The following is a 14705-nucleotide window of genomic DNA, read 5'->3' on the forward strand; positions in this document are numbered from 1 at the left end:
TAAACGCGAGTACAGTTGCACGTAATTTGAGCAGATTGCTTTTTTTATTTGCAGTTAATCTGAGCAGAAAAACGGGATAAATGCGAGTCGGCAGGATTTAAAACGCGATTCACTACATCTACGTCCCTGAAAAGGTGCGGAACATCGCTTATTATGACCGAATGTTCCCAGAGAGACGATGCTTTAGTTTTGTTTATCACGCCAGCTGTTACAAGAAACTCTTTGCCTTTGTCTTTGTCAATAGCCTCATAATCCAGTAGTTCGTCAAGGTAGGATTCAGGAATAATACCCCGTTGGGTATGCAGGCTCTCTAGGATTTTTTTCATTCCCTCATGGGAAATGTCCACCGAAGAAATGTAGGTGATGAGCAAGGTTTTTGTATTTCTGGAAATTATCTCAAATGGCAGAATATTCAACATATTAATTCCTTTTGAATATCAGGGAGCACCATGCCCCCTGACCGGTTAATCCAGCGCGTCAGATATGCGAACCACTTCCACCGCTGCCACCGTTTCCACCACTACAACCGTTGCTGCAACCGCCACAACCACCGCCCTGGCCACCACTACTTCCGCCGCCACCGCCACCGCCGCCGATACCAATTCCTAATGGAGACTGTCGGGACAGTTTAAGAGCATCAACTGACAGAACTACACCGAATTCACTAGCTTTTAATTCCATAAGAACTCCTTTTTAAGGAAAATTAATGCTTATGACATCTGAATAGTGTGTTGGCCAACAGTATTTTCTTGCCGTAATTTTCTGTTTTTGACAATGTCAAATTTTCTCTTAACAAACCTTTAAATTAAAATTAATCAATTATATCAACCACATATTATATTAAATTGTTTTATTTTTTAACAAAAGGTTACACTGAATTCACATTTAATCCATTTTTAGTTAAAAATATTGCCTTCTATATCCAGATCCTTCATCTCTCTTCAGAAAGAATTTTATATACCGTAGATCGTGCAACACTTACTTGGCGTGAAATTTCTGTCGCTCCCATACCTTCACTGTAGAGTTCCAAGACTTTCCTCCTGTCTACAACTCGTTTGCGACCGAACCTGATGCCCTTCAGTTTTGCTTCCTGCCTGCCTTCATTCGTGCGCTCAAGTATCCTCTGTCGTTCGGCCTGCGACACCGCAGACAGAATAGTGACCACCATTTTTCCCATTTCGCCATCGGTGCTGATCCCATCATCCATGAATCGGATAGCAACACCCTGGGCGTCAAATTCTTTTATCAGTTGGATCATATCGGCAGTGTCGCGGCCAAGGCGGTCGAGTTTCTTCACCAGAATGACATCTCCTTCCTCTACCTTCATCCGCAACAAATCCAGCCCTTCCCGATCTGTTGAACTGCCGGATGCCTTGTCGGTAAAGATGCGGTTAGCTTTTACCCCTGCATCTTTGAGCGCCCTGATCTGAATATCAAGGGACTGCTGACTGGTTGATACCCGTGCGTAACCAAAAAGTCGCATAAAAATGTATCCTAAATCAAATATCGGACAGATGGTGTCTGTTATAACAAAAAATCGATTTAACGGACACATTAATGAAGCCGATTTTGGATGTCCGATAATTTATAACATTTCGGACGGTTGCAAAGTTGTTAACTTTAAAACCTTCAGGCAGGGAGGCTGGTATGCCCGTCGATTTTCTGACCACTGAACAGACTGAAAGCTATGGCCGGTTCACCGGTGAGCCGGATGAGCTTCAACTGGCTCGCTATTTTCATCTTGATGAGGCAGACAAGGAATTTATCGGAAAAAGCAGAGGCGATCACAATCGTCTGGGAATTGCCCTACAAGTAGGGAGCGTGCGTTTTCTGGGCACCTTTCTCACCGATATGAATCATATTCCTTCCGGCGTCCGGCATTTTATCGCCAGACAGCTCGCCATCCATGATATTACCGTGCTGGCAGAATACGGCCAGAGAGAAAATACCCGTCGTGAGCATGCCGCGCTGATACGTCAGCATTATGATTATCGCGAATTTACCTGGCCCTGGACTTTTCGTCTTACCCGTCTTTTATATACCCGAAGCTGGATAAGCAACGAGCGTCCGGGCCTGCTTTTCGACCTGGCGACAGGGTGGCTGATGCAGCACAGGATTATTCTACCCGGCGCGACCACGCTGACCCGACTGATTTCAGAGATAAGGGAAAAGGCAACGCTGCGCCTGTGGAACAGGCTGGCAATGATTCCGTCTGCCGTGCAGCGTTCACAACTGGAAACGCTGCTGGGACCCGCTGATTCCGGCCGACTGTCTTTGCTGGAATCACTGAAGAAAGGCCCGGTCACCATCAGCGGCCCTGCGTTTAATGAGGCAATTGAACGCTGGAAAACTCTGAGCGATTTTGGCCTTCATACTGATAATCTTAGTGCGATCCCGGCTGTACGTCTTAAAAATCTCGCTCGTTATGCAGGGATGACTTCAGTGTTCAATATTGCCAGGATGGCACCGCAGAAAAGGACAGCGGTACTGGTTGCCTTTGTCCTTGCATGGGAGACGCTGGCGTTGGATGATGCACTGGACGTTCTGGACGCCATGCTGGCTGTCATCATACGTGACGCCAGAAAGATTGGGCAGAAAAAACGGCTCCGATCTCTGAAGGATCTGGATAAATCAGCACTGGCACTCGCCAGCGCGTGTTCGTACCTGCTGAAAGAAGAAACGCCAGACGAATCAATCCGGGCTGAGGTGTTCAGCCACATCCCCAGGCAAAAACTGGCCGACATCATCGCGCTTGTCCGTGAAATTGCCCGGCCTTCAGACGATAACTTCCATGATGAAATGGTGGAGCAGTACGGGCGGGTTCGTCGTTTCCTGCCCCATCTACTGAATACCGTCAAATTTTCAGCAGCTCCCGCAGGGAGTACCACTCTGAATGCCTGTGATTACCTCAGCCGCGAGTTCAGCTCACGACGGCAGTATTTTGACGACGCACCAACAGAAATCATTAGTCGTCCATGGAAACGACTGGTAGTTAATAAGGAAAAACATATAACCCGAAGGGGATACACGCTGTGCTTTCTCAGTAAACTGCAGGATAGCCTGAGACGGCGGGATGTCTACGTTACTGGCAGTAACCGGTGGGGAGATCCTCGCGAAAAATTACTACAGGGCGCAGACTGGCAGGCAAACCGGATTAAAGTTTATCGTTCTCTGGGGCACCCGACGAATCCACAGGACGCAATAAAATCGCTGGGTCTTCAGTTGGACACCAGGTACAGGCAGGTTGCCGCTCGCCTTGGCGAAAATGAGGCGGTTCAGTTGGATATTTCAGGCCCAAAGCCCAGGCTGACAATTTCTCCCCTCGCCAGTCTTGATGAACCTGACAGTCTGAAACGACTGAGCAAACAGGTCAGTGAGCTGCTCCCGACGGTGGATTTGACGGAGCTGTTGCTTGAAATCAATGCCCATACCGGATTTGCTGATGAGTTTTTCCACGCCAGCGAAGCCAGCGCCAGAGTTGACGATCTCTCCGTCAGCATCAGCGCCGTACTGATGGCCGAGGCCTGCAATATCGGCCTGGAACCCCTGATACGATCAAATGTTCCAGCCCTGACACGGCACCGACTGAACTGGACAAAAGCAAACTACCTGCGGGCTGAAACTATCACCAGTGCGAACGCCAGGCTGGTTGATTTTCAGGCAACGCTACTACTGGCACAGGTCTGCGGTGGTGGCGAAGTGGCCTCTGCAGACGGAATGCGCTTTGTTACGCCGGTCAGAACAATCAATGCCGGGCCGAACCGGAAATACTTTGGCCATAACAGGGGGATCACGTGGTACAACTTTATTTCCGATCAATATTCCGGCTTTCATGGCATCGTTATACCGGGGACGCTTAGGGACTCAATCTTTGTGCTGGAAGGCCTTCTGGAGCAGGAAACAGGACTGAATCCCACCGAGATCATGACCGATACCGCCGGAGCCAGCGATCTTGTTTTTGGCCTTTTCTGGCTGCTGGGATATCAGTTTTCCCCGCGCCTGGCTGATGCCGGTGCTTCGGTGTTCCGGCGCATGGACAATGACGCCGATTATGGCGTGCTGAATGATATTGCCAGAGGACAGTCAGATCCCAAAAATTGTCCTTCAGTGGGACGAAATGATCCGGGCCTCAGGCTCCCTGAAGCTGGGCAAGATACAGGCTTCGGTGCTGATCCGTTCATTACTGAAAAGTGAACGCCCCTCCGGGCTGACTCAGGCAATCATTGAAGTGGGACGCATTAACAAAACGCTGTATCTGCTTAATTATATTGATGATGAAGATTACCGCAGGCGCATCCTGACCCAACTTAACCGGGGAGAAAGTCGCCATGCCGTTGCCAGAGCTATCTGTCACGGTCAGAAAGGTGAGATAAGAAAGCGATATACCGATGGTCAGGAAGATCAACTGGGCGCACTGGGGCTGGTGACTAACGCCGTCGTATTATGGAACACTATTTATATGCAGGCTGCCCTAGACCATCTCCGGGCACAGGGGGAAATCGTGAATGATGAAGATATCGCACGCCTCTCACCACTTTGCTACGGACACATCAATATGCTCGGTCATTATTCCTTCACGCTGGCAGAACTGGTGACGAAAGGGCATCTGCGGCCATTAAAAGAGGCATCGGAGGAAGAAAACATTGCTTAACGTGAGTTTTCGTTCCACTGAGCGTCAGACCCCTATTAATACCAGCCTGCATTTAAAATACATTGAGGCGCACTGGGATGAGGTATTAAGTATGGCTACCTCAATTAAACTGGGGACAGTCAGCGCATCACTGCTAATTAAAAAGTTAACCAGTTACCCAAAACAAAATGGGCTTGCCAAAGCGCTGAGAGAGATTGATCGCATCGAGCGAACACTATTTATGCTGGACTGGTGTCGTGATCCGGATCTGCTCCAGAGGGTACAGGTGGGGCTGAATAAGAGGGAGGCCCATAATGCTCTTGCGAGAGCGGTCTTTAGGCATCGTCTGAGTGAAGTCAGGGTTCGTGGTCTAGGGCCGCGCCAGCGGGCTAACGTTGCTGACGGCGGCGGTCACGTAGTGAGACTTGGTATATATAGAAAGAGCCATTGAGACACTGAAACGAAAAGGCATCCCGATTAATGAGAAACTGGTATCTCATCTTTCTCCCCTGGGCTGGGAACATATCAATCTGAGTGACGATTACGTCTGGCGTAATAATCTTAAGCTGGGGTATGGGAAATATATGGCATTACGCACAGTCGATATCGAATTGTTCAAAACGCAGTCTTAGTGTTGGATAATTTACGTTTTCCAAACGGACCCCACAAAGGTTTTTCACAACGATAATGCTCATTAAATGTAATTTTGCATTATAAATAATATTAAATTATTGTGATTTTTTGTTTTACTGAGTATAGCGGATTGAATTATTGTTATCATTACATTAATTCCAACATGCTGTTTTTTAAGATAAAAACATTCATATATTAATAAGTTGTAATCAATATGTGTAAACATGAACTGGATAACCTCTAACATAGTCAATGACGATCAATACTTTACAATTGATCGTTATTGACGATCAACTGATCGTGCGCCATACTTAGCTCAAGTCAGCAAACAGGATGGCGGTATTTGGCAGAAGGAAATAAATATTGCTGAACCTTGAAGTTATTAACCATCTATCACGTCGATTGCCACCGGAATTAGTTTTCATACGCCTTTGCTTCTTTACCGAACGGGAATATGGCCTCGAAAGCATTAGTCCTGACTGGACTGGTGGTCGCTGTGTTAAGAAGGTTAATCTCTAAAGAAAAATTATGAAAATATCTGCTCATAACATGCTTGTTTTGTTGCATAACATTATCCGTACCGTCTCGCCCGGACAGGTTCGTCATATGCAACGCACAGCGATAATCACAGCGTATCTGGCAACCTATACCGGCTGCGGCACGATAAGGCACCGTCATCTTTTTCTGGCCGCCATGCTGGATGATATTCACGCTCTGAAAAAGGGCAGCGCTAAGGATGCTGATGTTCAGCCGCTGACTTCTGCGATTTCAGCCATCCGTTTTCTAGCCCCTGCGGTTGTGGTATGCGATATGCCGCTTTTGCGGATGGCGGGAGCATTTGAGCGCTTTCTGACGCGTACCGGGGGATCGCGTAATCTCACGCCGTTTTTAACACACGGCGGCCATTGGCCCGGGCGTCTGGTCGATGCGCTCAAGGAGTCAGCCAAAGAGGACGGATTCTGGTTCCGCTTAAGCAGCGCGTCGCCGGATAAAGTGCTTAACGCGCTCAGCCCGCTACACGATGAAATGCTCGATCACCATGACCTGCTGGAAGTATGCCCGCTCATCTCCTGCATTATGGATATGTACAGCGGCGCGACTGCGCGACACAGCGCAGGCGTATCGCGCATGGCGCAAGTACTTGCCGCCCTGTACGGCCTGGAGGCGGAGATGCAGCAAAAAATAGCGATAGCGGGCTATCTGCATGACGTGGGTAAGCTGCTTGTCCCGCCGAAAATTATTGAAAAAAAAGGTCCACTGGACCCATCTGAATATGCCCTGATGAAGCAGCATAGCTATAAAACCCTGGAGCTGCTGACAGCGGCTGACGCGCCGTGTGATATTGCCCGCTGGGCTGCCAATCATCATGAAAGGCTGGATGGCAGTGGTTATCCGTTCCGCCTTCGGGTCGCTTCTTTAGATGCTCCTTCGCGCATCGTGGCGGTAGCGGATATCTTTACCGCGCTGACGGAGAACCGGCCGTACCGGCGGGGAATGCCGGTGGCGGATGCATTAGCGATTATTCAGAGTGAAGCTGAAAATCACCGCCTGGACAAAGAGATTGTTGCCCTGCTCGCACAGAAGATACATTTGGGTGACAAAGATTCTGTTAACGATTAAATAATAAATTGTGGCGCTAGCTCATTCACTTTTATTTTTTATCAATCCATTTGTTGTTCTTTTTTTAATTTTTAACTCTCGCAGTAATAAACAAAATGGATTATTAAATAAGGATGACTATTTTATGCATACCTATATCAAAATGAGCAGTCTCGCAGTGGCGATTACTTCTGTGTTATATGGAGGCCCTACATTCGCGACGACTATCAATAATGGTGAAGAGAGATTTGTCGATTATGAATGGACTGATACTAATACTATTGTGGGTAATGGTTCCGATGGCACGCTGACCATTAGCGATAACGGACAGTTAAAAACGGACTATTTAAACATTGGACGGGGCGGCGCTACCGGTATAGTGAATGTTATTAACGGAGGTAATCTGTCACTGGATGTCACGTCTCCTTATTCGACGCCGTTTTCTATTGGTGGTTCAAATTCTGGCGCAACTACCGGGCCTTCACGCACTGGCACAGGAACGCTGAATATTTCAGGCGCAGGCAGTACCGTTACGACATATCCGAACAGAGCGACGTTAGTCGGAGCAGGATTTGGCGAAGGGTATATGAATGTGCTTAATGGCGGCAAGTTTTTGAGTTATGGCACGGGAAGTTTTTCCGGGTTGTGGATTGGTGGAGATACGGGGTCATCCACCGAATCCTCTGGCACCGTAGTGGTCGATGGCCAGAACAGCGAAATCTGGTCAGCAGGCCGAATCATTGTGGGTCTTATTGGTCATGGCTCAATGACTGCCTCAAACGGCGGCCTCATTCATACAGGCGAAAATATCACTATTGGTAATCAGTCGGGCAACGTCTCTGATAACCTGCTTAGCGTGACCGGAAAAGATTCACTCATCTCAGCCACGACAAATATGACAATCGGCCTGAATAGCAAAGGCACGGCAGTAGTATCTGATTCAGGTATGCTGTCGGCTTCATCAATTCGCATTGCCAGCAATGCTAACGCTTCAGGAGAACTTGCCGTCGGTGCCCGTGACGGCGAGAGCGCTATTGCCGCCGGTATTATCGACGCGTCCGAAATCAGGTTTGGCAATGGTAATGGTGTTATTACCCTTAATCACACCAGTAACGATTTCAACCTAAGCTCTGATATTAGTGGCTCCGGAACGCTAAATGCGCAGAGCGGTATATCAGAGCTTAGCGGCAATAATGCTTCCTGGCAGGGTGATATTAATATTTCCGAACCTGCAACGCTGTTAATTTCCGCCCAGCAAAATATTAGTAATAACGATATTTCGATGTCAGGGGGGGAACTGGCCATTACTTCCACTCAGGATTGGCAGTTTATTAATCATTTGCAGGGGAACGGAACGCTGTCGGTTAATACCACCGGAAATCAGTTTTCATTCGCCTCTGCTTCTTTAACGGACAGCTTCCGTGGCGTTCTGGCTCTGAAAGACACCCTGTTTAGCCTGACGCCAACAAACGTGGACGCCCTGAAAAATACGGTTTTGAGATTGGGTAGCGGTAGCGAGGCCACCGCAGGGAGCGGGAAAAATACCATCGAAGGGCTCGTTTTTGATGGCGGTACGCTGGTTATGGGCACCGTCACGCCGGGTCTTGTCACCACGGACAACACGCTTCATCTGTCAGGGGATCTGGATATTTCCGGCAGCGGCAGCGTGCAGATCGCTCCCGCTGAGAGCATCAATAATGACAGGCCTTCACCGGATGCTTCCATTTCTCTGCTTTCGCAGGATGACGGCAATATTGTCGTGCAACTGATCTCGGGCGATGGCAAGGTCACTGGCAGCGCCGGAAATCTCCAGCTTGTCGATCGGAACGGCAACGTTATTAGCGACGGTGGCTCAACGTCGGACATCAGCCAGAACGGTAGCGTCGTGGCAGAGGGAACCTGGGATTACCGCCTGACCGGCGGCAAAAACAATGACGGACTCTACGTCAATTACGGCCTGACGCAGGTGAAGCTGATGGGTAAAGAGGAAGAGGCTCTGGTACTGGACAGCGAAGGGCGCACCGGCAGCGCGGCAGATCTCAGCGCACGGCTGACCGGCGAGGGCGATCTTAAAATAGATACAGGCTCCGGCAACAGACTCTCTCTTTCTAATCTGGACAACGATTATACGGGCGTCACGGATATCCAGAGCGGGATCCTGCAGATGATAAATCACAATGTGCTGGGGCAAACCAGCGAATTGCGCATCGCCGGACAGGCTGGCTTTGAGATGAATGGCAATAGCCAGATCATTGGCCAGCTGAGCGCCGCGGCGGATTCACTGCTGGATTTTCAGGGCGGCAGCCTGACGGTTGCTGAAGGAGGGGAAGCGAACGGCGCGTTAACCGGCGGGGGTGAGCTCAATCTGACCGGTGGCTCCCTGAAGGTGAGGGGCGACAATAGTACCCTGACCGCGAAAACCACTATCGCCGAAGGCGCTTCTGCCGTGCTCGACTCTGGCCTGGGATTAGGTATCGGCAACATCGTCACTGCCGGAACGCTGGCCCTGAACGATGCGGCTGGCGTGCTTTATAATGCCCTCAGTAATAAAGGCAGTGTGGAACTGACCGGGAGCGATATCCTGCTGGCCGGAGATAACCGCGAGTTCTCCGGCGTTTTTGATATAGATAGCGGGTCGACGCTGGCCGTTTCAGTAGCGGAAAACCTTGGCAGCGCCGGAGTAAAAAACGACGGAGCGCTGGTGCTGAACAGTACCTCCGACTGGACCTTAAATAACAGCGTGACCGGTCAGGGAAGCGTAACAAAACGGGGGAGCGGGACCATTACCGTCGGGAGTGATGCCGACTGGAGCGGGGCCACCGATATTCTGGAGGGTGGCCTGAGCCTCGGCAGCGAAAGCCAACCCACGATGCATGGCAGCAGCCAGTTCAATATTGCGCAGCAGGGCATGCTGTCTGGCTTTGGTGGCGTGGCGGGTAACATTGACAACACCGGAATGATGCTGGTGGGAACCGGTAAGGAGACAAGTTCTCTGACTTTTAACGTCGGCGGTAACCTTATTAACAGTGGTACTGTTGCCACCGGCTTTGCCGGGCAGCAGGCTGGAAATCAGCTGCGGGTGAAAGGAAACTATGTCGGTCATGACGGGCTGCTTTTCCTCAACACGGTGCTTGATAACGATCATTCGGTTACCGATAAACTGATCGTTGAAGGTGATACCTCCGGCAACACCTTCGTCAGTGTGGCCAACGCTGGCGGAAAGGGGGCTGATACCCTCAATGGCATTGAAGTGATCCGCGTGGAGGGCGCGTCAGCTGGTGAGTTTATTCAGAAGGGGCGTATTGTTGCGGGGGCCTATGATTACAGTCTGAATCGCGGCATCGGGGAAAACAGCAACAACTGGTATCTGAACAGCAGTAAACCTGATACGGGTCCTGAAGATACTGGCCCTGAAGATACTGGCCCTGAAGATACGGGTCCTGAAGATACGGGTCCTGAAGATACGGGTCCTGAAGATACGGGTCCTGAAGATACTGGCCCTGAAGATAGTGGTCCTGAAGGTACTCATACGCCAGATTTGCGTCCCGAAGCAGGGAGTTATACTGCCAACCTTGCAGTCGCAAATACGCTATTTATTACCCGACTGCGCGATCGTCTGGGTGAAACGCAGTTTATTGATGCGTCAACCGGGGACCAGAAGGTGACAAGCATGTGGATGCGCCATGTCGGTGGTCATAACAACTGGCGCGATGGCAGCGGGCAGATGAAAACCCAAAGCAACCGCTATGTCGTACAGCTGGGTGGAGATATCGCGCAGTGGAGCAGTACCAGAGGCGATCGCCTGCACCTGGGGCTTATGGCGGGTTACGGAAACGATCGCAGCACGACTCAATCCTCACGTACCCACTATCGTTCAAAAGGGTCGGTGGATGGCTACTCTGCAGGGCTTCACTTAACCTGGTATGCCAGTGATGAGAAGCACAACGGCCTTTATGTAGACACATGGGCACTGTACAGCTGGTTTAACAACAGCGTCAAAGGCCAGGATATCCAGAGCGAGTCATATAAGTCTGAGGGCCTGACTGGCTCACTGGAGCTGGGCTACACCCATAAGCTGGGTGAGTTTACCGGCAGTAAAGGGACACTGAATGAGTGGTATATCCAGCCGCAGGCGCAGGCCGTCTGGATGGGAGTGAAAGCGGACGGTCATCGTGAAGCGAACGGTACGCTCATCAGTGGTGAAGGTGACGGGAACGTGCAAACCCGGTTGGGGGTGCGAACCTTCCTGAAAGGCCATAGCGCGATTGATGACAGAAAAGATCGCGAGTTTAAACCGTTTGTTGAGGTCAACTGGCTCCATAACACCCGTAATTTTGGCACCCGAATGGATGGGGTCAGTATTCGCCAAGCCGGAGCGCGCAACATGGGTGAAATTAAAACCGGGATTGAGGGGAATATTAATCCGAAACTCAATATCTGGGGCAACACTGGCGTCCAGATTGGGGGTAAGGGTTATAACGATGCGTCTGCAATGGTGGGTGTGAAATACAGCTTTAAATAAAAATCATTAGGGGGCGAAAGCCCACATTTTATTGGTAATGTCTTAATTGAATATGAAAAGTTTCGTGACCAGTTGATCTGGCACGGCTTAGAAATGGAACAGCTCTTGAACAGCAAATCATTAATGGTCATTCTTACGGAAAATAGCTGGTTATATATGGGCGTTTCGGCCCTCATGCCGGAATTAATCTGTGTGCATTCACGTTTTAGTGACAGCCAGCTGCCTGATATTATCACGGAGGCTGAACGTGTACTTATTGTTGTAGACAGTCATATTATTTTTAGGGGCGAATGGTCGGCCTTCGATGCACTCGATGTGAAAAGACCGGACGCACGAACAGTCTGGCTGCTATTGAACGAGACAGGTTGGTTATTCCCTGACAAAAACCGTAAATGCTGGGCTTTGCCCCAGATACTTGACCCAACCGCGCTGCATCTGGCCCTTAAGAGAATATTTTCCGGATTTTCTGAGGCGGAGTGTGTCAGAAAAATCGAACTGACGCATACAGAGCGGAGTCTACTACCTTATTTTATTTCAGACTTATGCATGCATAAAATCTCACGCCTGACGGGAAAGGACACAAAAACACTTTACACTCATCGACACAGAATCCTGACTAAAGCAGGATTGAGATTACCGGCATTTTTAAAGTTTATTTATAAGCGTAACCAGGGGGTTCCGGGTATTACATTTTAAGTCATGTTATGCTGATTCCTAAACATGACATGCATATTGAAGAATACAATCTGAATCGCCACGGGTTTAACAGACACCTCGGAGTCATTTAAGATGATTTAAAGAGAGGTGCCCATGAGCGGTAAACGTTATCCCGAAGAGTTTAAAATTGAAGCAGTCAAGTTGCGCAGGATCCACTGCGACAGGACGTGCTGATTTCGGGTATAAGCCATGAATAGACCTGCTTAGCTGGAGTAACGGATTCAGCGGACCACGGCGCCGGAACCCTTAATAAGTTCTCACCAGGTTGCAGAGTTCGTCAGTGGGGAGCTCGTGCTTGATGATTGGCTCAAACAGAGAGGGCTTAAAAATCAGTCTCTTGGCGCAGCGACAACGTTTATTTTTTGCAAAATTGACACGAAGAAAGTAGCCGGTCTTTATGCGCTGGCCACCGGGAATGTCAACAATATAGAAGCCACAGGCAGCCTTCGGCGAAACATACCTGATCCGATCCCTGTGATTATCCTTGCTCTTCTGGCAGTAGACCTTGCTTTTCTTGGGAAGGGGCCTTGCTACGTAATGCAGTATTACGATGTTACAGAGTAGCCGAAAATATTGGGGTTCGTGCCATTATGGTTCATGCACCGAACGCTGAAGCTAAACGCTTATATGTGCACCACGGTTTTACTGCACCGAAAACCCAATAGCGGACACTGTTCCTTAAGCTTCCTTAAAATAATGCGAGGAAGAATAGGGCAGGAGAATCATGCGTAACATATTGATATAATTATATTTTATATATAAATTTAACTTATGTTGTGTAAAAATCAGGTTCACGTAGCATTTATGAAATATCTAATTGTTTTAATTGAGTATTTTTAAGTTAAGGACTGCCTTCCTTCCTTGGCGCTTCATGAACTAACATTAAGAAAAAACCTCCGGTTACCCGGAGGTCTTATCTTTACCCATTATATTCAAATGAATCTGTCTTTACCGGCATGCCATGCAAAATAGGCCTGTACCAGCGTAACGACAAGTATGCAGAGCAGAACTGAGTCCCAGTTCAGTGAGTGGCCGCGAATAATGCCCGCAAGGTAGGGGCCGAGAGCACCAATCAAATAGCCGATACATTGCGCTTTGCCGGATAGCTGACCTGCCTGGCTGTGTTCACGAGTCCGCAGCCCAAAGAGCGTGAGGCAGGTGACCATAGACATTCCCGCACCTACACCTGCGAACAGCAGCCACACAGCAGAAAAAGCCGGTTTGAAAAGAATCCCTGCCACTCCGATTGTAATGAACAGTGAACAAATGAGGCCAAGGAGGCGTTGATCCTTAAGGCGTGAAATAAACGCGGCAGTTGTCAAATTAGCAATGACGGCAATGGCCTGATACAGAAACAGGTGATAGCCTGCTGTCGACGCGCTGACCCCATGCTCAACTGCCATTGATGGATACCAGTCAATGAGCGTAGAACTGTTCTGACAGAAAGCGAGGCGACTTCTGCCAGCTGCTCCTGAGACCAGGCCTTCTTCAGGCGAAGGGCTTTCACTTTCTCTGCGACGGTCATCGATAACCTCATGTATGTTGATAGCGGCTAAGATATTCGCATTTCCTGCCCGCACCGTAAACGACACGGGCCTGACAGAAAGACGACACAAGGGCGACAGACGCTGCCTGAATGACGGGATAAGTCTGTATCACAGACTTACTCTTCAAAAATAACGGTATCTCCGCACGCTACAGGATGCGTATTCCTGAGCCACAGTTTTCCCCATCTTCCGGTGCAGTGGCAGCCCAGAACATGCTCAGGTGCGAGCTCACGCAAAAATGCTTTCAGCCTTATCAGCCTAAGCGGTGACGCTGCCCGCAGATGAAAACCCCCGATAAGGGCGTAGACACGGTTTTCTCCCGTAATGTTCACGCAGTGGCGAACGGTGTTCTCCAGCCCACGGTGGCCACACCCGGTCATAATGACCAGCCCGCGGGACGAGCGCCAGATAAGTGCGCCTTCGTCAGACACATAATCAGGCGTGGCGTTCCTGTAATCGGTATAACCCCAGGGCTCCGGGCTTTCCACGGGGATTTCACCACTCCAGACAAAACGTCCCGCCACGACGCGCGGGGTTTTACTGTACTCCACGTCAAGACCGCGAAAACGCTCCACGACCGAAAGTTTCTTAAGAGGAATGACCTTTCCCGGCAGCCTGACAGCGGCATACCTTTCCCGTAATACTCCGGGATGACAGATAATCCTCGTCCCGGGGTCAAGAGACGTTATTCCGCCGCTGTGATCGTTATGCCCGTGTGATAATACAACCGCGTCCAGATTTGTCAGCGGCTCGTTGATCAGCCTGGCGTTGTGAACAACGGTTTCATCCGGGCCGGAGTCAAACAGTATCCGGCTCTCTCCGTCGTCCAGGAGGATGGAGAGGCCTGCACGGGACTGCATACCTGCAGCCGCGTGAGGGGACAGATGGTTTTCGACCAGAATGGTCATTTTGAGTGCCACAGGTCAGTTCTCCCTTAGCGGTTAATTACCCCATTGTCCCGACAGCAGCGCTGTTACGTGTTTCAGGGCGGCATTTTTCTCACTGCAGCAGATAAAGACTTATCAGCCTGCCAGCCCGCCACATCATGCTCCCCGAT

At 49.7% G+C, this 14705-nt stretch carries 8 protein-coding genes and 4 pseudogenes; 6 read left to right on the plus strand and 6 right to left on the minus strand.

The window, feature by feature from the left end:
* Positions 1-44 precede the first annotated feature (44 nt).
* The 3 genes from RY075_RS24220 to RY075_RS24230 form a co-directional block, all read right to left on the minus strand.
* A complete protein-coding gene (locus tag RY075_RS24220; protein ID WP_338628911.1) occupies positions 45-419 on the minus strand; it encodes a hypothetical protein in 375 nt (124 codons plus the stop codon).
* 58 nt (positions 420-477) lie between these two features.
* On the minus strand, positions 478-681 hold the full coding sequence (locus tag RY075_RS24225) for a microcin B17 family TOMM (RefSeq protein ID WP_072056988.1): 204 nt from the start codon (positions 679-681) through the stop codon (positions 478-480).
* Positions 682-931: 250 nt separating this feature from the next.
* On the minus strand, positions 932-1483 hold the full coding sequence (locus tag RY075_RS24230; RefSeq protein ID WP_053516395.1) for a recombinase family protein: 552 nt from the start codon (positions 1481-1483) through the stop codon (positions 932-934).
* 164 nt (positions 1484-1647) lie between these two features.
* Here RY075_RS24230 and RY075_RS24235 point away from each other — a divergent pair.
* The 6 genes and pseudogenes from RY075_RS24235 to RY075_RS24260 all read left to right on the plus strand — a co-directional run bounded on the left by RY075_RS24235 (position 1648) and on the right by RY075_RS24260 (position 12766).
* Positions 1648-4651 (plus strand): annotated as a pseudogene (locus RY075_RS24235) (Tn3 family transposase).
* 25 nt (positions 4652-4676) lie between these two features.
* Positions 4677-5262 (plus strand): annotated as a pseudogene (locus RY075_RS24240) (Tn3 family transposase); the annotation flags it as partial.
* Between the two features lie 529 nt (positions 5263-5791).
* Positions 5792-6883, plus strand: a complete 1092-nt coding sequence (locus RY075_RS24245) for an HD domain-containing phosphohydrolase (RefSeq protein WP_338628914.1) — start codon at positions 5792-5794, stop codon at positions 6881-6883.
* A gap of 124 nt (positions 6884-7007) precedes the next feature.
* Positions 7008-11384 carry an autotransporter outer membrane beta-barrel domain-containing protein gene (locus tag RY075_RS24250; RefSeq protein ID WP_338628916.1) on the plus strand — a complete coding sequence of 1459 codons (4377 nt, stop codon included), beginning with the start codon at positions 7008-7010 and terminating at the stop codon, positions 11382-11384.
* A 93-nt stretch (positions 11385-11477) separates the two neighbouring features.
* Positions 11478-12080, plus strand: a complete 603-nt coding sequence (locus RY075_RS24255; RefSeq protein ID WP_338628918.1) for a transcriptional regulator — start codon at positions 11478-11480, stop codon at positions 12078-12080.
* 240 nt (positions 12081-12320) lie between these two features.
* Positions 12321-12766: pseudogene (locus RY075_RS24260) on the plus strand (GNAT family N-acetyltransferase).
* Positions 12767-13033: 267 nt separating this feature from the next.
* Here the strand turns inward: RY075_RS24260 and RY075_RS24265 are convergent.
* From RY075_RS24265 to RY075_RS24275, 3 genes and pseudogenes are all read right to left on the minus strand, one after another.
* The gene (locus RY075_RS24265) at positions 13034-13504 is read right to left on the minus strand and encodes an MFS transporter (protein WP_338628920.1); all 471 of its coding nucleotides are present in this window, start codon (positions 13502-13504) and stop codon (positions 13034-13036) included.
* Between the two features lie 20 nt (positions 13505-13524).
* Positions 13525-13626, minus strand: a pseudogene (locus RY075_RS24270) (DNA-binding protein); the annotation flags it as partial.
* 138 nt (positions 13627-13764) lie between these two features.
* Complete coding sequence (locus tag RY075_RS24275) at positions 13765-14568, minus strand: MBL fold metallo-hydrolase (RefSeq protein ID WP_338628922.1); 804 nt, start codon at positions 14566-14568, stop codon at positions 13765-13767.
* Positions 14569-14705 lie beyond the last annotated feature (137 nt).

This window comes from Enterobacter sp. JJBC, assembly GCF_036936505.1.
Taxonomy (GTDB): Bacteria; Pseudomonadota; Gammaproteobacteria; order Enterobacterales; family Enterobacteriaceae; genus Enterobacter; species Enterobacter hormaechei_C.

What these genes read in the sequence shown, in the direction of transcription:
- RY075_RS24230 (WP_053516395.1), bottom strand. Translation starts at nt 1,483, where the DNA reads ATGCGACTTTTTGGTTACGCACGGGTATCAACCAGTCAGCAGTCCCTT.
- RY075_RS24225 (WP_072056988.1), bottom strand. Translation starts at nt 681, where the DNA reads ATGGAATTAAAAGCTAGTGAATTCGGTGTAGTTCTGTCAGTTGATGCT.
- RY075_RS24250 (WP_338628916.1), top strand. Translation starts at nt 7,008, where the DNA reads ATGCATACCTATATCAAAATGAGCAGTCTCGCAGTGGCGATTACTTCT.
- RY075_RS24220 (WP_338628911.1), bottom strand. Translation starts at nt 419, where the DNA reads ATGTTGAATATTCTGCCATTTGAGATAATTTCCAGAAATACAAAAACC.
- RY075_RS24245 (WP_338628914.1), top strand. Translation starts at nt 5,792, where the DNA reads ATGAAAATATCTGCTCATAACATGCTTGTTTTGTTGCATAACATTATC.
- RY075_RS24265 (WP_338628920.1), bottom strand. Translation starts at nt 13,504, where the DNA reads ATGGCAGTTGAGCATGGGGTCAGCGCGTCGACAGCAGGCTATCACCTG.
- RY075_RS24255 (WP_338628918.1), top strand. Translation starts at nt 11,478, where the DNA reads ATGGAACAGCTCTTGAACAGCAAATCATTAATGGTCATTCTTACGGAA.